At 46.9% G+C, this 24,129-nt stretch carries 17 protein-coding genes; 16 read left to right on the forward strand and 1 reads right to left on the reverse strand.

Translation table 11 applies throughout. From position 1 onward, the window contains the following. The first annotated feature begins 13 nt into the window (after positions 1-13). The 10 genes from GT575_RS03455 (at position 14) to GT575_RS03500 (ending at position 14,750) form a co-directional block, all read left to right on the forward strand. On the forward strand, positions 14-784 hold the full coding sequence (locus tag GT575_RS03455) for a PP2C family protein-serine/threonine phosphatase (RefSeq protein WP_015534340.1): 771 nt from the start codon (positions 14-16) through the stop codon (positions 782-784). Positions 785-797: 13 nt separating this feature from the next. Continuing rightward, positions 798-2,933, forward strand: coding sequence for a serine/threonine protein kinase (locus GT575_RS03460; RefSeq protein WP_015534339.1), 2,136 nt, complete (start codon positions 798-800; stop codon positions 2,931-2,933). Between the two features lie 17 nt (positions 2,934-2,950). Next, complete coding sequence (locus GT575_RS03465; RefSeq protein WP_015534338.1) at positions 2,951-3,712, forward strand: hypothetical protein; 762 nt, start codon at positions 2,951-2,953, stop codon at positions 3,710-3,712. Positions 3,713-3,724: 12 nt separating this feature from the next. After that, the gene (locus tag GT575_RS03470; protein ID WP_161171487.1) at positions 3,725-8,905 is read left to right on the forward strand and encodes an Ig-like domain-containing protein; all 5,181 of its coding nucleotides are present in this window, start codon (positions 3,725-3,727) and stop codon (positions 8,903-8,905) included. A 16-nt stretch (positions 8,906-8,921) separates the two neighbouring features. Further along, the gene (locus GT575_RS03475) at positions 8,922-9,572 is read left to right on the forward strand and encodes an HAD family hydrolase (RefSeq protein ID WP_161171488.1); all 651 of its coding nucleotides are present in this window, start codon (positions 8,922-8,924) and stop codon (positions 9,570-9,572) included. A gap of 74 nt (positions 9,573-9,646) precedes the next feature. Next, complete coding sequence (locus GT575_RS03480; protein ID WP_015534335.1) at positions 9,647-10,009, forward strand: TIGR04086 family membrane protein; 363 nt, start codon at positions 9,647-9,649, stop codon at positions 10,007-10,009. A 71-nt stretch (positions 10,010-10,080) separates the two neighbouring features. Further along, positions 10,081-10,230, forward strand: coding sequence for a six-cysteine ranthipeptide SCIFF (gene scfA / locus GT575_RS03485; protein ID WP_015534334.1), 150 nt, complete (start codon positions 10,081-10,083; stop codon positions 10,228-10,230). A 146-nt stretch (positions 10,231-10,376) separates the two neighbouring features. Beyond that, complete coding sequence (scfB, locus tag GT575_RS03490) at positions 10,377-11,741, forward strand: thioether cross-link-forming SCIFF peptide maturase (protein ID WP_055146142.1); 1,365 nt, start codon at positions 10,377-10,379, stop codon at positions 11,739-11,741. Positions 11,742-11,762: 21 nt separating this feature from the next. Continuing rightward, positions 11,763-13,955 carry a protein translocase subunit SecD gene (secD, locus tag GT575_RS03495; RefSeq protein ID WP_161171489.1) on the forward strand — a complete coding sequence of 731 codons (2,193 nt, stop codon included), beginning with the start codon at positions 11,763-11,765 and terminating at the stop codon, positions 13,953-13,955. Between the two features lie 102 nt (positions 13,956-14,057). Continuing rightward, positions 14,058-14,750, forward strand: a complete 693-nt coding sequence (locus GT575_RS03500) for an HAD family hydrolase (protein WP_243147812.1) — start codon at positions 14,058-14,060, stop codon at positions 14,748-14,750. A 168-nt stretch (positions 14,751-14,918) separates the two neighbouring features. On the opposite strand, the gene fucO is transcribed toward GT575_RS03500, so the two are convergent. Beyond that, positions 14,919-16,067, reverse strand: coding sequence for a lactaldehyde reductase (gene fucO / locus GT575_RS03505; RefSeq protein WP_015534330.1), 1,149 nt, complete (start codon positions 16,065-16,067; stop codon positions 14,919-14,921). A 269-nt stretch (positions 16,068-16,336) separates the two neighbouring features. Here fucO and recJ point away from each other — a divergent pair, with 269 nt between their 5' ends. The 6 genes from recJ to GT575_RS03535 all read left to right on the forward strand — a co-directional run bounded on the left by recJ (position 16,337) and on the right by GT575_RS03535 (position 24,079). Continuing rightward, entirely contained in the window at positions 16,337-18,220 is a 1,884-nt protein-coding gene (gene recJ / locus GT575_RS03510; RefSeq protein ID WP_161171491.1) for a single-stranded-DNA-specific exonuclease RecJ, read from the forward strand. A gap of 63 nt (positions 18,221-18,283) precedes the next feature. Continuing rightward, on the forward strand, positions 18,284-18,808 hold the full coding sequence (locus GT575_RS03515) for an adenine phosphoribosyltransferase (protein ID WP_015534328.1): 525 nt from the start codon (positions 18,284-18,286) through the stop codon (positions 18,806-18,808). A gap of 35 nt (positions 18,809-18,843) precedes the next feature. After that, positions 18,844-21,288, forward strand: coding sequence for a RelA/SpoT family protein (locus GT575_RS03520; protein ID WP_161171492.1), 2,445 nt, complete (start codon positions 18,844-18,846; stop codon positions 21,286-21,288). Between the two features lie 17 nt (positions 21,289-21,305). Then, the gene (locus GT575_RS03525) at positions 21,306-21,947 is read left to right on the forward strand and encodes an MBL fold metallo-hydrolase (protein ID WP_070098441.1); all 642 of its coding nucleotides are present in this window, start codon (positions 21,306-21,308) and stop codon (positions 21,945-21,947) included. Between the two features lie 21 nt (positions 21,948-21,968). Next, positions 21,969-23,474, forward strand: coding sequence for a coproporphyrinogen dehydrogenase HemZ (gene hemZ / locus GT575_RS03530; RefSeq protein ID WP_055146151.1), 1,506 nt, complete (start codon positions 21,969-21,971; stop codon positions 23,472-23,474). Continuing rightward, the gene (locus GT575_RS03535) at positions 23,465-24,079 is read left to right on the forward strand and encodes an HD-GYP domain-containing protein (RefSeq protein WP_161171493.1); all 615 of its coding nucleotides are present in this window, start codon (positions 23,465-23,467) and stop codon (positions 24,077-24,079) included. The genes hemZ and GT575_RS03535 overlap by 10 nt, the downstream gene beginning before the upstream one ends. Positions 24,080-24,129: the final 50 nt, after the last annotated feature.

Here is a 24,129-nt window from a genome sequence, read left to right on the forward strand (position 1 = left end):
GGGAGGAATGTATATGGGGTTTAGCGCAGTATACAATACAGACGTAGGAATAAAGAAAAAGACAAATCAGGATTCGCTGGCGATCAAGATAGCGGATACTCCAAATGGACAGGTCGTGTTCTCCCTCGTATGTGATGGCATGGGAGGTCTGGCAAAGGGAGAGGTCGCCAGCAAGGAAGTCATAACAGCTTTCTGCAACTGGTTTGACACACAGTTTGTTGAGATGGTTGACAACAACAGCTTTAGTGAAGAGCTGCTGAGATACCAGTGGATAAGACTTGCCGTGGAGCAGAATGAGAAGATCAAGGCGTATGGCGAGCAGAATGGATTTATGCTTGGTACGACCATTTCTGCGATCCTCATATACAGAGAAATGTACTACATTCTCCATGTTGGAGACAGCCGAGTGTATGAGATCACTTCAGGGATAAGGCAGCTCACCGCAGACCAGACGCTTGTTGCAAGGGAGATCGCAGCGGGAAGACTTACACCGGAGCAGGCGGAGACGGACAGCAGACGAAGCGTGCTTCTCCAGTGTATCGGAGCTTCACCTGTGGTGGAACCGGATTTCGTAGTTGGGCAGGCAGCTCCCGGAGCGCATTACATGCTGTGTTCTGATGGATTCAGACATAAGATAACGCCTCAGGAGATGATAGAGAGACTTGGCCCGGGAACATGCGTCGACGAGGCGAAGATGAAGGAGGGCTGTGAGTTCCTCACAGAGCTTGTGAAGTACAGAAAAGAAACGGATAATGTAACAGTAGTGCTTATTAAATCGGAGTAATGGGGATCGATATATGACAGAGTTAGGAACGGTATTAGACGGAAAATACGAAATACTTAAAAAAGTCGGTCAGGGTGGTATGTCAATAGTTTATCTTGCCATGGATAACCGACTTAATAAACAGTGGGCTGTAAAGGAGATCAAGAATGATGGCTCCAAGAGTACAGCCACACTCTTAAAGGGATTGGAGCGAGAAGCAAATATCCTCAAGGATGTGGATCATCCGGTACTGCCACGAATCGTTGATATCATCAATGAGAATGGCACGATCTACGTTGTCATGGACTTCGTAGAAGGACGTCCACTCAGCGATGTGCTCAAGGCGGAGGGAGCACAGCCACAGGAAAAGGTAATCGAATGGGGCAGGGCGCTTGCCAGTGCACTTGACTACCTGCATTCCATGAATCCGCCGATCATATACAGAGATATGAAGCCTTCAAATGTCATGCTGAAGCCGGATGGCTCGGTAAAGCTTATCGACTTTGGAACGGCTAAGGAATACATAGTGGAGAACAATGCGGATACCACGGCTCTTGGAACAAGAGGCTATGCGGCACCGGAGCAGTTCGGTGATGCGCAGGGACATGGAATCTACAACACGGATGCAAGAACAGATATTTACAATCTGGGAGCAACGCTCTATCACCTTGTTACCGGCAAGAATCCATGTGAGCCTCCTTACGAGATAAAGCCTATCAGACAGTGGAATCCGATGCTCTCATCAGGATTTGAGAGAATTATACAGACGTGCTGTCAGCCGAGTCCTGAGGACAGATATCAGTCTTGTTCAGAACTGCTGTATGCGCTGGATCACTACAACGAGCTAGACGATGCATACAAGGCAAAGGCAAAGCATAAGATAGCAGCGTTCTCAGTGGTTGCGGGATTATCGATACTCTCAGCGTGCTGTGCTGTGATAGGTGGAGTAAAGAAAGGCCAGCTCAAGGATCTTGATTACAACAACAAGGTCAACGAGGCGAGGGATGCAGTCGACGAGGGCGATTACAACAAGGCATTTGAGTGCTATAAGGCGGCTGTCGACATAGACCCAACCGCATCGGATGCCTATATAGGCTACATGGAGACATATGCTTACTATTATACAGAGGACGATGGAAACACTTCGGCCAACACCGAGACGGCGGCAGAAAAGGGAATAAGACTTGCGCTTAAGAACAAGGACGAGATAAAGGACGACGTAAAGTTCAAGATAGCCATGTTGTATTACGACGAGGTCAAGGACTACAGTGCGGCCAAGAAATATTTCAATATGGTTGATGAGAGCAAGGACTTCCCGGATCAGGCAAAGCAGGCAAAGTATTACGCTGCGATATGTGACAGCAAGATAAACAAGTCAGCAAGCTTTGATACGAACAAGGAAAATATATTTGCATTCCAGGATTACAACAGTGACAACATAGATGACACCAATCCTGACAAATACACCAATTACCTCAACATAGCTTACATATATCTTGGCGAGATATCCAATGATCCGGAGCTTGCGAACAGAATAGAGGTGCTGATGGATGAGGCGATGAAGAACCTGGACGACAACGCAGAGGTGCTGAACAGCCAGTTCCCGGCGGACAGAGGCGTAAAATACTACAATGGCCAGTATTCAGGAGTTATGTACTCGGTATATACAGAACTTGCCGAGAATGCGGATGATGCGGGCCAGCAGTTACATTATTACAACTCTGCGGCGAACAGTGCAGCGCTTTATCTGAACAGTCTGGATATAGAGGGCGAGAATGCGACAGAGACATCCAAGAAAGCATATTCAGAATACTCGGTGAACGAGGCTGAGACTTATATCAAGATGGCAGAGAACAGCGGCGATGACAGCTACTATGATGAGGCAGAGAGAATATATGGCAACGCTGAGACTACACTTGGAACCGATGACAACGCAGCGGTCGTGTACGTAAGCCATCTGAGTTATCTGGTCGATAGATATTCGAATAAATTTGGAAGCGATTCGGCAGCATGGAATGCCAGTGCCACAAGGGCTGTGAGGAAAGTGTACGAGAACGGTAACAAAGTTCCGGCACTTGCAAATGGTCTTAAGCAGGGATGGCAGTCGTTATCCAATGACCTGACAGTTAAGAGCATAGTAAATGGCAGTTCAAGGTCAACGAGCGAGTAAGGGAGGAGTGAAAGGTTATGGCAACAGTTTATAATGTAATGTTATATGGCGGCCTGGCACTTGCGATCGTATTCGCTATTGTGGCGGTGGTACTGTTCTTTGTGTTAAAGATACCGAAGGCGGTGGGAATTGCCACAGGCTCAACAGCCCGTAAGAAGATCGATGAGATCAAGGAGAAGGGCTATGAGAGTGTACAGGGAGGCGGTGCCTCCAAACAGGAGGCGATCAAGAACCATACATCCAGAATTTCGGTAAGGGATGTAAAGTCAACTGCAGCCGAAAAACATTCTGAGAAGGGAATGGCAAATTACGAGAAAGCGATAGCTGATCTCGGGAAAAAGAGACTGGAGGATGAAGGCGAGACTGCAACTGATATTCTCCGCGATGATGCCGAGGAGGCAACAGATATTCTGAGGGAAGACGAAGAGAATCTTGACATCAATGGCAGCAGCTTTGAGGAGGCGACAGACATCCTCAGAGAAGATGCGGATGAGGAAGCAACGGATGTACTCAGAAATGACGAGGCAGACGAGGAAGCAACGGACATACTCAGAAGTGATGAGGCGGACGAGGAAGCAACGGACATACTCAGAAGTGATGAGGCGGACGAGGAAGCAACGGACATACTCAGAAGCGATGACGCAGATGAGGAAGCAACGGACGTACTTAGAAGCGATGACGCAGATGATTCCACAGCCGTTCTTCAGGGAGGACGCGCAGCGAGCTCGGTAAGAATGATAAAGAATGTAATTATAGTACATTCCGATGAAGAGATATAGGAGGAGAGGGACATGAAAAAGGTTATGCAGAATAAATCACTTTTGCATCGACTGATCGCGCTTACGATGGCGGTAGTTATGACACTCACTCTTGTGGCGATCGATTCACATTTTCATTTGTTTGCGGAGGAGGAAGATACACAGACCATAGATGTAACGGCCATTGTAAAGGGCGATAAGGCGGATATGGTGTATGGCTTCAAGGATTTTGACAAGGCAATAAAGTTCAAGATCAAGTCCGACAAAGTTGACGGAATCGACAGCAGCAAGTTGGGAGTGGCTGTTTACAAAGGAGCTACAGCGGACGATAAGATCGCTACAGCCACAGATGCAGCAGGAAAGCTTGTCACATTTGATAATGTGTATGAGCTGAAGAATGACACAGCAGTACAGAAGATAGCTATTTACTATTATACAGGTACTGATGAGAGCGGTGATTTCGAGCTGCTTGGAACCATAAAGGTTGCCGTGGATAAGCAGGCACCTACAATATCGGTTGAGGCTGATGATAACTACAATCTTCACAACAAGGTGAGCGATGGCTATTATCTCCTGAACCTCACAAGCAGTGATGCCGACAGAACATTTGTGATAGACGCCAAGGATACCACAGATGCAGCAGAGGAAAATGCCACAGGAATAGACTATGTGGAGTATTCATCAGACAATGGAAAGACCTGGAGCAAGACTGAGAGCACATCCCAGTTTGTTGCACCTGATAAGAGTGGAGCATACAAGTTCAGAGCGGTCGATGTTGCAGGAAACAAGTCAGAGGAGACCAGTGTTATCGTCAAGAAGCTCAACGGAGCTCCTGTCATAACAAGTGTTACCCCTGAGATCATACAGAAGAACGGAGTGGATTACAGATTCCCTCAGCTCAAGGTAGATGATGCTTATAAGTTCACTGTACAGGTGAAGAAGGTTACAGCCGGCAGTGATAACACTGAGATAGATGACGTGAGCCTGTACTACAAGCTTACGGGTGCAGCCTCAGCAGTGGAGTGCACAGGCAAAAAGGCTGTGTCCGGCGGATATGAATATGAATTCGAGATAAGTGCACAGTGGTTCAAGAAGGACAATGCAGACAATGCAAAGAAGCTTGTCATTTACGCCAAGGAGAACGAGTTTGGCAATAACTCAGTCGGCGCAGATGAGGATGGCGACATTGTATTTGTAAAGGAAGGAAAGCCTGAACTCACAGTTACAGGCGGTTCCACAAGCTATGTGAAATCCACAAAGCTGACAGTGAAGGCAACTGGAGAGTATTCTTACATAGACACCGTGTCATACAGCGTGGATGGCAAGAAGGAAACGATCCTTGAAAAAGGAAACAAGTTCACATACAGCAGCGATGTCCGCGTGAGCGGTGGAGATGTCAAGGATTCAACAAAGTCAGACATATATCTGGCTGATGGAGAGCATACCATCACATTTGCGGCAAATGACTTCGCCGGAATAGAGGGCAGGATAGAGACTGTAGTCAAGGTGGATAATACAGCACCTGTTGTAAAGGTTACGGACAACGCCGGAACAGACAGGACAAACAATGATCAGCAGTACACAGTCACAGACGCAAAGGAAGCTGTTCTTAATATAAAGTACAGCGATGCCACATCAGGTGTTGCATCGGCGGTCGCTTCACTCAAGAAGGCAGATGCAAATGGATCATATACATCAGTCAAGAACTGGTATTCAACATCTACAGGTGACAATGGCCTGCAGAGCGGAAAAGAGATAAGCATAGATGGTTCAGGAAGTTATGTCCTGACAGTTGTGGTAACTGACGAGGCTGGAAATAAGACAGAGACGAACACATATGTGTATGTCAATGTGGATGGCCTTTCAGGAGAGAAGTTATCTGCGAACGGTACAGATGCTGACAACGGCGCTATATTCTGGAGAAATGATGATACTCTGACTGTAGAGGGTGCAGTATCAGGCTTCCAGCTTGCAGCAGATGACGCAAAGCTGGTGATCACCAGAACATCATTTGCAGGAAAGAAGGATAAGGCAGTTGAGGTAAAGGGTACAGTTGCCGCTGCATATGACAAGAATACGGTCAACATATCCTACGAGCTTCCAGATGAGGGTGTGTACGAGATCTCACTCATGGCGAGAATACACGATCCGAACAATGCTGACACGAAGTTCAAAGAAGTACAGAGCATAAAGGTTTACTATGATAAGACTGCACCGGCAAATGTGAAGCTGGAGTGTGCAAACCAGAAATACAAATCAGGATCGACATTCTATTACAGATCAAAGAGTGACGTGAAGATCAAGGTCTCTGGTTCCGATAACGATGACAGCAATGGCAAGGTTACATATACGGTAGGCAGAAGCAGCACAGCCGGATCACAGGACATTACAGGAAGCATTAATGTATCAGGAAATGATATAGAAAAGACACTGGATGCAAAGGCCCTTGGCATAACAGATGAAAATACAGAGTACACGATGACTGTTAAGCTGAAGGACAGAGCAGGAAACGAGAGCAAGGCCAGTCAGGAGATACACCTGATAGTTGATACCGTCAAGCCATCAGTGTCAATAGATGGAACTGCCGGCGGAAAGCTGATAAATTACTGGAATAACAGCAATGTGACCATAACAGCAAGGGGAACTGACAATTACTTCGTGGAGAAGTTCGTTGTGACAGGAACACGCGATGGCAAGAGCATAAGCAAGTATGAGCTGGATGCGGATTACACTGCAAATGCAGCAAAGTCCACAACATTCAGAGAGCCTGGACTTTATAATATCACGATCGTTGCTGTCGATGAGGTTGGCAATGAGTCGGGTAAGGCAACAACTTCATTTGTAATAGATAAGAAGAGCCCTGAGATATCAGTTGTGTCCGGTGGAAGCAGCAGATTCCTTAACAGGAGCAGAACTATTACATTTGGCATAGAAGACGATTATGGAATGGATACACAGAATGCGACGCTTAAGGTGTACTACAAGACCTACAGTGATTCAAACTGGTCAGAGACCACAGTTCCGTTCCAGACAGCAGATGGCAAGACCACTGCAGCATATAAGATGACAGCCAAGGGCGGCAAGGCAACTGTATATTATTTCACAGTTGAGGGAGCCGATAATTCCGGCAATGCACTGAAGCCGGCAGCAGACGAGGCGTTCGGTGTTCAGGAGGGCACAAGTGCTCTCAAGACAAAGAATTATTACGTCGACACCACAGAGCCACTTGTGTATGTGGACGATGATCCTGAGTACAGACTGGATAATAACAATTACTTCAAGACTTCAATATCATTCAGAGTTGGTGTGGAGGAACAGTTCAAGTCGCTTCAGAACACTATTATCACAGAGAATGATGGAAATGTAGCAGTGGATGAGAATCCGCAATACTTCTATATAAAGAGTAACGGCGGAACATGGGGCAAGAAGTACACATATGATAAGGAAGGTGAGTATGATCTCACCATGACCGTTACCGACAAGTGTGGAAATGAAGGAACAACAGGAACCCATTTCTACATAGACAAGCACAAGCCTGAGATACAGCTTGGAAATGTCAACACTATAAACAACAGAGATGTGACAGTCCCTGTAACACTTACAGATAACATGAGAGGTGGAAAGTACACCATTCATGTAGTCAGAACAAATGAGGGTGGATCTGTTGTAGAGAACAGAGATATCAGAAAGAATGTTACCTGGGGAACAAAGGGTGATGGAGTCAGCACAGTCAGAGAGGTACTCAGCGGTGTGACATTTGACGCCCAGGGCGATTACACAGTCACCGTGTCCGCAGAGGATAAGGCGGGCAACAAGGCTGTGACCAGAACAGTGAAGTTCAGAATCGATAAGACTGCACCGGTTATATCGATTTCAGGAATGAGCGACAGACAGACAACGGCGGTAAATGCAACCATCAGCATAGATGAGGCATTCTCATTTGCATATGAGAACAACAATCTTGCCGCAGATGCATTTAACGTGACAATAACCAGAAAGACGGACGGAACAGCGGCATCGAATATCGCTACGCTGGGAACAAGCAGCTTCTCAGGAAGCAATCCACATACCGCAACTTACAACTTTACAGAGGATGGCGAGTACACGATCACAGCAAATGCAAGAGATCTTGCAGGAAATGTGGCAGCCAGCCAGACCAAGACCTTCAAGGTTGACTCAAAGGCACCTGTTGTAAAGGTGAGCGCAGTGGATAAGAACAACAAGGAAGTAAAGAATTACGACCCAATAGGAAGTATGGATTCTTCCGCACCGAACTATGTTGATATGTCACTGAGCGTTCAGGAGTCATTCTTCTCGACAGATGATGTGAAGATAACCGTGAAGAAGGACAGCAAGGATGTGTCATCATCATACTTTACAAATTACAGCAATTCTTCAGAGCTCAGCACAGGAAGCCAGAGATTCTCTGAGGATGGTGTATACGAGGTGTCAATAACAGCGCAGGATGAACTGGGAAATAAGGCTGATGATTACAGCCTGGTATTCACAGTCGATAACACACCACCTGAGCTCAAGGCTACATCGACACTTGCCGGATTCATGAGCAAGAGCATTGCAAGCGATGACGGAACACTGCTTCTCAATGCATCAGATTTTGCTGATATACGAGACAAGGGCTACGAAGCACTGTGGGATGTAAGTGATACTTCAGACTTCTCGGTTGACGCCAAGATAGACGGAGTAAATCTTATCGATTTCTCAGATATGACAGACGGATATCACAAGATAACACTTACAGTAACTGACAAGGTTGGACACACGGCAACACAGGAATTTGATTATACTTATGATGGTACTGCACCACGAATCATCATAACAGGTGTTGAGGATGGAGAGACTCTCAGAGAGCCATTCAACATGACGATAGGTCTTGAGAATGAGGAAGACGAGATCACATCCATCGTTATAAATGGCAATACCATAGATCCTGCAAGCTATCAGGCAGATAACAAGTATGAGATGCAGGTAGATCAGTATGATACATACACGGTTGAGGTAACAGCCCAGGATAAGGCCGGTAATATAGCGACAACATATGACAGAGAGACCGGAGAGGTATTCACCTTCAAGCTCAGCGAAAAGATGTCACCGGTTGTGCTGATCATAATAATAATCGCAGCGATCCTGCTTCTTGCATTGCTTGCATTCATCATCATAGCTGGCAGAAGAAGAAAGAAAAACGCCGCTGCTTAATGTAGGAGAAAGTGCTATGTACAGGGCAGTTGTATTTGATATGGACGGCGTGTTGGTAGACACGGAGAAGATATACAGGAAGTGCTGGAAGGAAAACGGCATGAGCATAGGGATTCCTGAGGCACAGATGGAAAATGTATGTGACCGGGTGGCTGGAGGCAACAAGACCTCCAACGCCCGGGTATTTAAGGAAATAATGGGCGAAGATTTTGATTATCTTGCGTTCAGACAGAGAACAATGGATCTGTTCGATGAACATGTGGAAAAGTATGGAATAGACATAAAGCCACATGTCGAGGACACGCTGAGATTCTTAAAAGAACACGGCGTGAAGATAGCACTTGCAACCTCCACTGCGAGGACGAGGGCGCAGCAGAGACTTGATAGCGTTGGAATAGCCGGATACTTCGATGAAAAGGTATGCGGAGACGAGATCACCCACGGAAAGCCGGAGCCTGATATATATCTTAAGGCCTGCGGGAAGCTGGGCGTAAACCCGGACGAAGCGGTGGCCGTTGAGGACTCTGTGAATGGTATCATATCTGCCAGCCGGGCAGGGCTATGTACGGTCATGGTGGTGGATCTGATAAAACCAAATGGTATCACGCGCGAGCGTGCATACAAAACCTTTTATGATATAGAAGATATATGCAGCCTGTTTGAGTAAACAGGCTGTATTTTTATTAATAAAATGAGGAGGAACATCATAATAATGTAAAGAGTAAAGAATATGGTGGTAGTATGTCTGCAAGTCAGAAATTTATGGGAGTTGTAAAGGGACTGATCCTGTCCTATCTGCTCACGATAATCATGCTGTTTATAACGGCGGTGGTCGTATACAAAGTGGGGATAAGCGATAAGGTGCTCGGTATACTGGTTGTTGTGATATACATAGTGGCCACATTTGCCGGGGGCTTTGTTACGGGCAGAAAAGTCAGGGAGAAGCGTTTCCTGTGGGGGATGGTGTATGGCCTGACTTACATATCGGTCGCATTGACCGTGTCGGTGTTGTTTACAGGTTCAGGCGACAGAGAGGGAATAGCAGTTATAACCAAGTGTATTATGTGCGTTGCAGGCGGGATGCTGGGGGCTATGCTCAGTTAAAAAAACTTTTACTTTATATATCTTTGTGTTATAATCCCGATATATGACATAAAAAGAGAGGTGTATCCAGAATGAAGAGAATTAAAACACTCACAAACAGGACTATGAAGAATACAATGGTCAAGGGTGGATGTGGCGAGTGCCAGACATCATGCCAGTCAGCTTGTAAGACATCATGCACAGTTGGTAATCAGAGCTGTGAGAATGTTAACAACAAGTAATTTGTAACAGGTTTGTATTTGATCAGCTAAAGGGGACCGTCGTTTATGATGACAGTCCTCTTTAGTGCGTGTATAAGGGTGCCGTGTGTGGCGCCTTGAATTAGAATTTCACGGATAGATCCGATGGAATATATTGAAGGAGAATTATGGTTCATCAGTACAAGAACAACGGTTATAATATAGTGCTTGATGTCTGTAGTGGTTCTGTACATGTCGTAGACGATCTTGTCTATGATATTATTTCTTTATATGAGGAGAATGATAAAGAGCAGATTATAAAGGCACTGTCACAGTATGACAGCGCAGATGTTTCCGAGGCTTATGACGAGGTAGCCCAACTGGTAGAGGACGGAACATTATTTACAGATGACGTATACAAAGATTATATTATAGATTTCAAGAAGAGAAAGACAGTTGTCAAGGCGTTGTGTCTGCATATCGCCCATGACTGTAACCTTGCCTGCAGATACTGCTTTGCCGGTGAGGGAGAATATAAGGGAGACAGGGCGCTTATGTCACTTGAGGTGGCAAAGAAATCCCTGGATTTTCTGGTTGCGAATTCCGGTTTAAGAAGAAATCTCGAGGTGGATTTCTTCGGCGGTGAGCCGCTTATGAACTGGGATGTAGTCAGGAAGACCGTGGAATACGGAAGAAGCCTTGAGGAGAAGTATGACAAGAAGTTCAGATTCACACTTACTACCAACGGAGTGCTTCTGAATGACGAGATCATGGAATTTGCCAACAGAGAGATGGCGAACGTGGTGCTCAGCATAGATGGAAGGAAGGAAGTCCACGACTACATGAGACCTACCAGGAATGGCAAGGGAAGTTATGATGTGATACTATCCAAGTTCCAGGAATTTGCCAAGAAGAGAGCAGGCAAGAGCTACTACGTAAGAGGAACTTACACTCATAACAATCTTGATTTCTCACAGGACGTGCTTCATATGGCGGATCTGGGATTTGACCAGATATCCGTTGAGCCTGTTGTATCACTTCCGGACGAGCCATATGCTATAAAGGAAGAGGATATACCGGTACTGCTTGAGCAGTACGATATCCTGGCTAAGGAGATGATCAAGAGACATAAGGAGGGAAGAGGCTTCAATTTCTTCCACTTCATGATAGATCTTGAGGGTGGACCTTGCGTGGCCAAGAGACTTTCCGGTTGTGGTTCAGGTACAGAGTACATGGCGGTCACTCCTTGGGGAGACCTTTATCCTTGCCATCAGTTTGTTGGTGAGGATGATTTCTGTATAGGAAATGTATTCGATGGAATCAAGAATCAGGATATAGTCAATGAATTCAAGCTGTGCAATGTATATGCCAAGGATAAGTGTAAGGACTGCTTTGCAAGATTCTATTGCAGCGGTGGCTGTGCGGCCAACTCATACAAGTTCCACGGCAATATACTTGATGCATATGACATAGGTTGTGAGCTTCAGAAGAAGCGTATAGAATGTGCAATCATGCTGAAGGCGGCTATGGCCGATGAGGCAGAAGAGGAATAAAAAGGGTAAAAGGAGAAGACGATGAAGAAGACAAAGAGAAACGCTGTGCTCGTCATCATTGCCTTTCTGCTTATACTGGGTGTTGCTATATATACAGCAATATTCGGTGTTGCAGACAGAGGTAAAGTCGAGTACATCAAGCTTGGACTTGACCTTAAGGGTGGTCTGAGTGTAACTTACGAGATTCAGGAGGATGATTACAGCGACAAGGATCTCGAGGATACCAAGTATAAGATTGAGCAGCGTGTAGAGGCCTACACCAATGAGTACTCAGTCTATGAAGATGGAGACAAGAAGATCACAGCAGAGATCCCGGGTGTAACAAATGCAGATGAGATACTTAATGCTCTGAATATTGAGGGAAAGCTTGAGTTTCTTGATCCGGACAATTATACAAAGTGGTCACAGGGACAGGAGTATGAGGCTGCTCTTACAGGAGATGACATCAAGAATGCCACAGCCGGAATTGACTCAGATAACGGCAATGACAATGTGGTACAGCTTGCATTCACCGATGAGGGAGCTCAGAAGTTCGCTGATGTTACCGCGGCAAATGTTGGGAATATAGTATACATTATATATGACAACAAGGTCGTAAGTGCACCAACAGTACAGTCAGCCATAACAGGCGGAAGCGCAGAAATCAACAAGATCGGAAGCTACGAGGAGGCCGAGCAGCTTGCTACTACTATCCGTATCGGTGCACTTCCTCTTACACTTAAGCAGGTTCGTTCCAATATAGTAGGTGCTACACTTGGATCAGATGCCATCAGCACAAGCCTTAAGGCAGGTGCGATCGGTATTGCACTTGTATTTCTTATCATGATCATAGTATTCAGGATCCCAGGTCTTGTGGCATCATTTGCTCTGGCATTCTACACAATACTTGATCTGCTGGTACTCAATCTGTTCAACGTAACACTGACACTTCCTGGTATAGCTGGTGTTATCCTGTCAGTAGGTATGGCGGTCGATGCCAACGTAATCATATTCACGCGTATCAAAGAGGAGCTGGCGGATGGCAAGTCCGTAAAGCAGGCTGTAAAGGGTGGTTTCCACAATGCCCTGTCAGCCATCATAGATGGTAACGTTACAACACTTATAGCAGCTCTTGTACTTGGAATATTCGGAACAGGTACTATCAAGGGATTTGCGATCACACTGGCTATCGGTGTTGTTCTTTCAGTATTCACAGCTCTGGCAGTCAGCCAGTCACTGCTCACAGCGCTTGTAAATCTCGGCGTTACAGATGCCAAGTATTTCGGCGTTGCAAGAGAGCCAAAGAAGACAAACTTCGTGAAGGCAGGTAAGTTCTGTATGCTCGGATCACTCATTGTGATCATCGCATGCTTCTGTATGATGCCTGTTAATAATAAGTCAAAGGGTTCACCACTTAACTTCAGTGTTGAGTTTGCAGGCGGTACAAGCCTTACAGTAGGTTTTGACAAAGAGTACTCACTTAGCGAGGCTGAGAAAGATATAGTTCCTGTCATTGCAGAGGCAGCCGGTATCGGTGAAGCGGGAATATCAGTACAGACAGTATCAGGTACAAATGAGATCGTGTTCAAGATGCCTGAGCTTTCAGATGACGGAACAGATGACTCACAGATGTCCAAGGTGCGCAGCGCACTCACAGACAAGCTTGGCGCAGATGTCAAGGAGGCAAACGTAATAAGTGGATCAGTCAGCAGCGAGATGTCCAAGAACGCTATATTCTCAGTCATCCTTGCAGCTATCCTGATGCTTATATACATTGCTATCAGATTCCATGATGTGAAGTTTGGTGCAAGTGCAGTTATCGCACTTCTCCACGATGTTGCGATGGTATTCTGTCTGTATATTATACTGAGACTTACAGTTGGTAACACATGTATCGCATGTCTGCTTACCATAGTGGGTTACTCGATCAATGCGACTATCATCATATTCGACCGTGTAAGAGAGAATATAAGTGTTATGAAGCCTAAGAAGGCCACATACAAGGATATAGTCAACCTGAGTATTAATCAGACCTTCAGCAGAACAATATATACATCACTCACAACATTTGTGACAATATTCGTTCTGTATATCATGGGTGTAGCTTCTATCAAGGAGTTCGCTCTCACACTTATGGCTGGTGTAGTTATCGGTGCTTACTCTTCAGTATGTATCACAGGACCACTCTGGTACTACATGAAGACAAAGCTTGGTAAGACAGAAAAAGATGCTTAATAGAATAAAGTTATCGGACGGATGTCAGATGACAGATGATAACAGGCTTCCATGGCAGAGATGCTGTGGAAGCCTGTTGTATTATTGGGAGATGGAAGAGATATGAATTGTAAAGCAGTGGTGTTTGATATGGATGGAGTCATCCTCGATTCAGAACAATTGGTTGTCAAGAGCTGGCAGAAGACAGCGGACAAATATGGCATAGAGGACATAGAGAGCTTCTGTATGGCTGCCCTTGGACTCAACCGTGAGGCGGCGAAGAAGCTGTTCGTGCAGATGTACAAAGGAAGATGTGGTGAAGGACAGGATACATTGGATGAGGAGAGATATGAGAGCCTCAAGGTTGAGATGGCGGCGGAATTCCACCGGGCAGCGGCAGAGGGAGAGCTCGTGTTGAAGCCGGGAGTTACGGACATGCTGAAGATGCTCAGGGATAATGGCATACCATGTGCCCTTGCCACATCCACCAGAAAAGAGGTAGTCACCATGGAGCTCATCAACCTCGGGGTGATAGATTACTTCGACAAGCTTGTATGTGGAGACATGGTAGATCGGAGCAAACCCGCACCGGATATATTCCTGAAGGCCTGTGAAGAGCTTGGAGTTGAGTCGGAGAGTGCATGGGCGGTGGAGGACTCATACAACGGAGTCAGAGCAGCATATGCGGCAGGGATGAAGATTGCCATGATCCCGGACCTCGTGCAGCCGGATGATGAGATGAGGGATAAGGCAGATTTTATATTTAAGAATATGAATGAGTTTCAAGAGTATATTCTTGAGTACATCAGAGCATGACAGATGGATCCGACGAACAAAAAAAGAACTCCTGATGCAGAGAGAGCAAAATCTCTGTAACAGGAGTTCTTTTAGTTAGTTTTTAGGGGTTTAAGGGGACTGGTGAGGTCCCATATATAATATGTAAGTCCCGGCAAAGGACTGACATATTTTGATCTAATGGGTCAGTTAGATCAATGACTCGTAGAGCTTGGTGATATCCTCCACGCTAGTCTCCTTTGGATTGCCCGGACGACATGCGTCATCGTAGGCTGACTGTGCCAGGAATGGAATATCCTCTGGCTTTACAATGTCTTTAAGGTCTGTAGGAATGCCTACATCGATGGACAACTGGCGTACTGCGTCAACTGCAGCTTTTCTGTATTCTTCCTGGGTCATGTCGTCTACGCCCTTGACGCCCATGGCTCTTGCTATCTCACGATACTTTTCTCCTGTTGCTTCTGCATTGTATTCCATTACAGTAGGCAGGATAATCGCGTTGGCAACACCGTGAGGTGTGTCATACAGAGCTCCCAGTGGATGAGCCATGGAATGAACGATTCCAAGACCTACATTTGAGAAGCCCATGCCTGCAACATACTGGCCAAGAGCCATATCTGCACGGCCCTCAGGTGTATTGGCAACAGCCCCTCTGAGCGAACGGCTGATGATCTCGATTGCCTTGAGGTGGAACATGTCTGACAGCTCCCATGCGGCTGCGGTGATGTAACCCTCGATTGCGTGTGTCAGTGCATCCATACCTGTGGCTGCTGTGAGTCCCTTTGGCATGGAGCTCATCATCTCAGGATCGACAAATGCCACAACAGGAATGTCCTTAGGATCAACACATACCATCTTGCGGTTCTTCTCAACATCTGTGATGACGTAGTTGATAGTTACCTCTGCTGCGGTTCCGGCTGTAGTTGGAACTGCAAATATAGGAACTGATTTATTCTTTGTAGGTGCAACACCCTCCAGACTTCTGATGTCTGCAAAATCAGGGTTGGCAATAACTATGCCGATACCCTTGGCAGTGTCCATGGATGATCCGCCGCCTATGGCGATGATGTAATCTGCCTCAGCAGCCTTAAATGCGGCCACACCCTGCTGCACGTTCTCTATAGTAGGGTTTGGCTTGATGTTGGAATAGATCTCGTATGCAAGTCCTGCACCGTCCAGAACATCGGTGACCTTCTTGGTCACACCGAACTTGATCAGATCAGGATCTGAGCACACAAGAGCCTTGGCGAAGCCTCTGCCGACTGCCTCTGTGGCGATCTCAGCGATGGCACCCGCTCCGTGGTAAGAGGTTTCATTGAGTACGAATCTGTTTGCCATAAAAATATCTCCTCCTTTGCACTGCGCATTTGTGATAGAACTTCCAGATACTGCCATCAAAATGCACAAAAGATATATTTAAAATGTATATTTATTATAACATTTGTACAATAAAAAGCAAATAGACATAACAGGTGAAATGTCAACATTTACAGGCAAAATGGTGGCATTTACACTGGTAATACCATAATGCGTCTGCTAAAATATGTGGATGGATACAGCAGGGATGCGGATATGTCCCTGCGATAAAATGATACGGAGAACAGAAGATGACATTGACACCGGAGCAGAAGGATATAATAGATAAATATGTTAAGAAGCCAGAGTGGAGAGTGGCGGGCAAAAGAGCGGACTTTAATGCCATAGGCGAGAGGTTCGGTGTGAGTCCTGTTGTGGCGAGGGTTATCACGAACAGAGGAGTCACCGGGGAGAAAGCCATAGCTATGTACCTTGATGGCGACTGGGATTCCATGCACGATCCGGCACTGATGAAGGATATGGTGGAAGCCGGTGAGATAATAAAGGAAAAGCTCAGCGATAACAGGAGGATAAGGATAATCTCGGACTACGACGTGGACGGAGTTACCTCCAATTATATATTGCTTCTCGGTCTTCGGAGAACATGGGCGGCGCTGCACGGAAGCTGCGCTGATGACTGCACCGTGGTGGATTACGACATTCCACATCGAGTGCATGATGGATACGGAATAAATAAAAGACTTATAGATGCCGCCATAGCGGATGGTGTTGATACTATCATAACCTGCGACAATGGAATAGCGGCGATAGAACAGGTGAGATATGCGAAGGAGCGCGGGCTTACGGTCATCGTCACGGATCACCATCAGATCCCATTTGAGGAGAGTGATGGCGGCGAGCGGGTATATATGCTGCCCCGGGCGGATGCGGTCATAGACAATCAGAGGCAGGACTGTGAATATCCATTCAAGGGGCTGTGCGGGGCCGGCGTTGCGTTCAAGCTCATCCAGTACATGTACAGGATATGCGGGATAGCCGAGAGCGAGGTAAATGAATTCATGGAGATCCTGGGGCTGGCTACCAACTGTGACATGATGGATCTGGTGGATGAGAACAGAATCTATGTAAAATATGCCCTTGAAAGTCTGAAGGACAGCCGCAATCCGGGTCTGAATGCCCTCATGAGGCTCAGCGGCAGAAATGAGAAGAAGATATCAACGTATGATCTGGGATTTCTGATAGGGCCGTGCATCAATGCGGCGGGAAGACTGGGGGATGCGAAACAGAGCCTTGAGTTCTTGCTTGAGAGAGATCCAAATGTCGCCGAGGCAAGGGCTAGGGAACTGCTGGCTGTCAACAATGAGAGAAAGAGCATGACGGAGGCCGGAGCCCGGCATATCACAGATATGCTTGAGACAGCCACTGTGAACGGAGAGTTCGGACAGGCGGCTACCCTTGCGGACAAGGTGCTTGTGGTGTATATACCGGCTGTACATGAGAGCGTTGTGGGAATAATCGCCAGCAGGCTCAAGGAGGCATACACAAGACCTGCGATGGTGTTCACGGACGCAGAGACGCCGGGGATACTGAAAGGATCGGGAAGATCCATAGACAGCTACAACATGTTCGAGGAGCTGAACCGGTTCCGGGAGATGTTCACTGCATTTGGCGGACATGCCATGGCGGCGGGCTTTTCCATAGAGAAGGAGAGGCTTGACGAGCTGAGGCGGAAGCTCAATGAAGCGGCGGTGCTGACGGATGAAGATATAACACCTAAGCTGATGATAGATGTGACCATGCCGCTGGCGTACAACAGCATAGAGCTGACGGAACAGATCGAGAGGCTTGAACCATACGGAAAGGGTAACAGGAAACCGCTGTTTGCACAGGCGGCAGTACCGGTGCGAAGGGCGCAGATACTTGGAAGAAACAAAAATCTTCTGAAGCTCCAGCTTGATACCTGGTACGGAAGGTGCGTGGATGCCATAGATTTTGATCCGGATACATTTGTGAATAACATAAAACAGTGGTTTGGAGAGGATGAATGTGTTAAAATGTTAAATGGTCAGCCGAACGCCGTAGTGATAGATGTCGCATACTATCCGACCATCAATGAATATATGGGAAGACGTTCACTCCAGATGAAGATGGAGGCCTATAACAAGGGAATATAAGCTGACTTTGATGAGAATATTATTAAGTACATTTGTAATATATATCATACAGGAGGACGTAAGATGAGTGAGGTAGAAAAGTATATCAAGAGTATTCCTGATTTTCCACAGCCGGGAATCATATTCAGGGATGTGACAAGTGTAACTGAGGATCCTGAGGGCATGAAGCTGGCCATCGATGAGATGGATAAGCTGCTGGAGGGAGTAGATTACGATGTCATCGCCGGAGCAGAGTCCAGAGGATTTATATTTGGAGCACCGCTGGCCTACAAGAACGGCAAAGGACTTGTTCTCGTGAGAAAGAAGGGCAAGCTTCCAAGAGAGACCGTGGAGATGTCTTACGATCTTGAGTATGGACAGGCTACTATAGAGATACATAAGGATTCCATCAAGCCGGGTGAGAAGGTTGTGCTGGTGGATGATCTTATTGCAACAGGTGGAACCATAGAGGCTGCGGCTAAGCTTATAGAGAGCCTTGGCGGAATCGTGGTCAAGATGGTATTCCTCATAGAGCTGACAGACTTGAAGGGAAGAGAGAGACTTTCCAAATATGACGTGGCTTCAGTAGTACAGTTTGAGGGAGAATGATCAGGGCAGAATAAAACAGGAAGTGTGGTGAGCATATGGGAGAGACATTGGATAAGACACAGGACAATATAATAGCTCAGGAGACAAAGAGGGCTGCGGAAGCAGGTGTTATCACCTCGGAGCAGGCCACGAAGGATGGAATAGCAGCCATCGAGAAGGCTCTTGCGTCTGGCAAGAATGTTCCTCAGAATGAACTTATAAAGCTGGAGGAGCAGGCGAATAAGCAGATGAAGGCGAAGAGAGAGATAGATCTGTCCACACCGGCAGATTTTACACCGCCGGAGGAATTGTATAAGGAGCTTATCTCAAGGATACTCACATATCACCCATCTGCCGACATCACTATGATAGAGAAGGCATATAAGGTGGCGGACGCTGCCCACAAGGGACAGCTCAGAAAGTCCGGGGAGCCTTATATCATGCACCCTCTGAATGTGGCCATAATCCTGGCAGAGCTCGAGCTTGACAAGGAGACGATAGTGGCTGGAATACTTCACGATGTCGTTGAGGATACAGTCATGACATCTGAGGAGATAGCAGCGGAGTTCTCCGAGGAGGTTGCTTTCCTTGTGGATGGAGTTACGAAGCTGACACAGCTCAAGATGACCACGGACAAGATAGAGGTTCAGGCGGAGAATCTGCGTAAGATGTTCCTCTCCATGGCGAAGGATATCAGAGTCATACTGATAAAGCTGGCGGACAGACTCCACAATCTGAGAACCCTCCAGTATCAGTCACCGGAGAAGCAGATAGAGAAGGCCAGAGAGACCATGGATATATATGCGCCTATCGCACACAGACTTGGTATCAGCAAGATCAAGGTCGAGCTGGATGACCTGTCCATGATGTACCTCATGCCGGATGTGTACAAGGATCTCAAGGCGCAGATAGATGAGAAGCTTACCGAGAGGGATGCTTATATCAAGAGGGTCGTTGCCGATGTCAAGAAGCATATTGATAATGCCGGACTTGAGGCTGAGATAGACGGAAGAGTAAAGCATTTCTTCAGTATATATAAGAAGATGAAGAACCAGAACAAGACTCTGGATCAGATATACGATATATTTGCGGTACGTATCAAGGTGAATACGGTCAGGGACTGTTACTCAGCACTGGGTATCATTCATGAGATGTACAAGCCTATTCCGGGAAGATTCAAGGACTACATAGCTATGCCTAAGTCCAACATGTACCAGTCCCTTCACACCACACTGATCGGACCTGAGGGACAGCCATTTGAGATACAGATAAGAACCTACGAGATGCACAGAACGGCTGAGTATGGTATCGCTGCGCACTGGAAGTACAAGGAGAACATAACCGGTACGGTCATGCAGAAGGAGGAGGAAAAGCTCTCCTGGCTCCGTCAGATCCTTGAGTGGCAGAGGGATACCGATGACAACAAGGAGTTCATGAGCTTTGTCAAGACTGACCTTGATCTCTTTGCTGAACAGGTATACTGCTTTACTCCTGCCGGAGATGTTAAGAACCTTCCTAGCGGATCCACACCTATAGATTTTGCCTATGCCATTCACACGGCGGTGGGCAACAAGATGGTCGGTGCAAGGATCAACGGACGACAGGTTCCTATAGATACCAAGCTTAACAACGGAGATCGTGTGGAGATCATAACCTCACAGAACTCCACAGGACCAAGCCGTGACTGGCTGAGTATAGTCAAGAGTACACAGGCGAGGACAAAGATCAACCAGTGGTTTAAGCATCAGCTCAAGGATGAGAATATCAGCCGCGGAAGAGAGCTCATACTGAACTACTGCAAATCAAAGGGAATAGACTACTCCATGTACTCAAAGCCTGAGTATCAGGAGAAGATATACAAGAAGTACAATTTCCAGGATTGGGATTCCATAGTTGCCGCCGTTGGACATGGCGGAATCAAGGAAGGTCAGATAGTAAACCGTCTGATTGATGAGTACAACAAGGAGCACAAGCCACAGACTGCCACGAACGCTGAGGTTCTGGACGAGTATTCGGTGAAGAAGAACCATGGCAACCATACCGGCAAGGGTGGAATAATCGTAAACGGCATAGATGACGTTGCCGTGAGATTCTCCAAGTGCTGTTCACCTGTTCCGGGGGATGAGATCATAGGATTTATCACCAGAGGACGAGGTGTGTCCATACACCGTACCGACTGTGTAAATGTGTTGTGCATGAGCGAGGCGGACAGAGCCAGAGTCATCGAGGCTGAGTGGAAGGATGACGCTGTTGCATCGAACACATACATGACCGAGATAAATATATATGCAGATGACAGAAACGGCATATTATTTGACATAACCAAGATCCTCAGCGAGGCAAATATAAACGTAAACAGTATCAACAGCCGTACAAGCAAGCAGGGCAAGGCTACGATCACGATCTCATTTGCGATCAAGTCGAAGGAACAGTTGAATACGATAATTGCCAAGATAAGGAATGTTGATAATATAATTGATATAGAGAGAACTACGGGCTGATGGCCGGAAAGGTTTATATGGCGGAATTAAAAGTTATCAGAAGTGAGCTGGGAGGATTCCAGACGAATTGTTATATAGTGGCAAATGAGCAGACCGGGGAGGCGATAGTCATTGATCCTTCATGGAATGCGAATTATATATACAACACACTGAAGAAAAATGAGTATACCTGCGTTGGCATTTATCTCACCCACGGTCATGTGGATCACATGGCGGCGATGGGAGATCTGAAGAAGCTCACAGGCGCGGATACATATGCTTCGGAGGACGAGAAGGAAGTTCTCGGCAACAGCAGGGTGAACCTGTCGGCGATGATGACCAGTGTATTTGAAAAGGTGATAGAGACTGAGACGGATCACTATCTGAGCGACGGCAGTGTGAAGAAGCTGCTTGGCACTGAGATGAGATGCATCAGTGTGTCGGGACATACCAGAGGCGGAATGTGCTATTACTTCGAGTCAGAGAATATACTGTTCTCAGGGGATACGCTGTTCAAATACAGTGTGGGAAGATCGGATTTTCCTACAGGTGATGAGCATGCGCTGCTCGAGAACATAAGAGAGAAGCTGTTTGTGCTTCCTGATGATACCGTGGTGTACCCTGGACACGGGGAGACAACACTTATAAGAAAAGAGAAGAAGATGAATCCGTTCTTCTGATGGGCGGATCATGGTGGAAATATGATATTACTGATACAGAATATAGAAGATTACAACAATGATCTCCGGGTGAGTCTCCAGGCCTTCTACGGCGGTGAAAGAATAGTGGTCCCGGAGATATTTGACAAAAAGCCGGAGCTTAAGGCGGAGATAGACAAGGAGCTTGTGGCGGATATAGATGACAATAGAATAAATATAGAGCTGTATTCTGTAGCAGACGGAGGAGAGCGGACTTTGGCGTGCAGCACACAGATCCCTGTGGATGGCGACTGCCGGGATAAGAGTGCCGTGAGGAATCCGTTAAAGCTGGCGATATACAATATGCTTTCGGAGTATACAGACCGCAGACTTCCGTGGGGCTCCCTGACGGGTATCAGACCTACGAAGATAGCTGTGTCTTATATGGAAGCCGGGATGACCTCAGAGGATATAATAGGAAACTACCAGGAGATATATGGAACCTCCCGTGAGAAAGCCGAGCTGGCAGTGGCGGTGGCTGACAGGGAGAAGAAAATCATAGACTCTGTGGCGGAGGAGGACGAATACTGTCTGTATATAGGCATACCGTTCTGTCCGACAAGATGTTTGTACTGTTCATTTACCTCATATCCGATCGCGGTATATAAGAATAAGGTGGATGCATATCTGGACGCAGTCGAGAAAGAGATGGCATACGTTGCGGAGGCATATTCCGGAAAACGGCTCATATCAATATATGTGGGAGGCGGAACGCCGTCATCCATATCTGCGGAGCATATGGACAGACTCTGCAGCATGATAGAGAAGTCATTTGACCTGTCACAGGTGAGGGAGTTCACCATAGAAGCGGGCAGACCGGACAGTACCACATTTGACAAGCTTGAGGTCATGAAGCGCCACGGAGTGACGCGTATAAGCATAAATCCACAGACCATGAACGAGGAGACATTAAGGACCATAGGCAGGGCACATACGCCGGAGCAGACGGTCATAGCCATGGAGAATGCCCGGAGAGCGGGCTTTGACAACATCAACATGGATCTGATAGTGGGACTTCCGGGAGAGGACACGGACAGTGTGGAGAACACGCTGAGACAGGTGAAGGAGCTTTCCCCTGAAAGTCTGACGGTTCACACCCTTGCCATCAAGAGGGCGGCGAATCTGAACATAGAGATGGACAAATACCGTGACACCCTGAAGTCGGATATAGACAGCCAGCTCGGTGCTGTTACGAGGGCGGCGGCTGAGATGGGGCTTGATCCATACTATCTGTACAGACAGAAGAACATGACCGGCAATCTGGAGAACGTGGGTTACTCGAAGCCGGGGCTTGAGTGCCTGTACAATATACTCATCATGGAGGAGAGGACTGACATCATCGGTCTCGGTGCCGGAAGTTCATCGAAGCTTGTGGTGAGACCAGGACATGACGGAGTGACAGAGGGGACACGTATAGACAGAATAGAGAATTGTAAGAGTGTAGACGATTATATAGCTCGAATAGATGAGATGATCGAGCGTAAGAAAGCGGGATTTATATGGGATTAGCATTGGAGAAGGATGCAGAAGAATGCTATTCAGTTGATATGAATGATGCGGTGCGCCATGGAATGTGTGTGAGTGTACTGGCATCTGAGCTGGCGAGGGAGCTGGGCTGTGATGAGAAATTCATACACAAGGTTGCTGTGGCGGGAATGCTGCACGATGTGGGCAAGCTGCAGGTGAGTCCTTACATATATGGACGGCGGCAGGGTGCGATGAAGATCGAGGAGATGAGATACGTCAGGCTGCATGCCAAGCTTGGCGCGGAGATACTTAAGCGTGAGGGCTACGATCAGGACATAGTGGATATGGTGCACTATCACCATGAGAACTATGACGGCTCGGGATATCCGTACAGGATGCGGGGCGAGGAGATACCACTCGGCGCAAGACTTATCAGAGTGTGCGATGTGTTCAGTGCACTGGTCAGCGACAGACCATACAGGAAGGCATTTGACGCGGATACGGCATTTGGAATGGTGATAGATGAGGTGAGACACTTCGACATGAGGGCGTTCCTGGCGTTCCAGCGGCTGATCAACACCACAGACATCATGAGCAGGGTGGATCAGGTGCTTCACGGCGATATTCCAGGTCTTGACGAAAAATGAAAAAAGTGTATAGTGACATAAGGAAAGTTTTTAATTTTAGGAGGATAGCG

Origin of the sequence: Coprococcus sp. BIOML-A2, from assembly GCF_009875795.1 — a bacterium.
Lineage (GTDB): Bacteria > Bacillota > Clostridia > Lachnospirales > Lachnospiraceae > Coprococcus > Coprococcus aceti.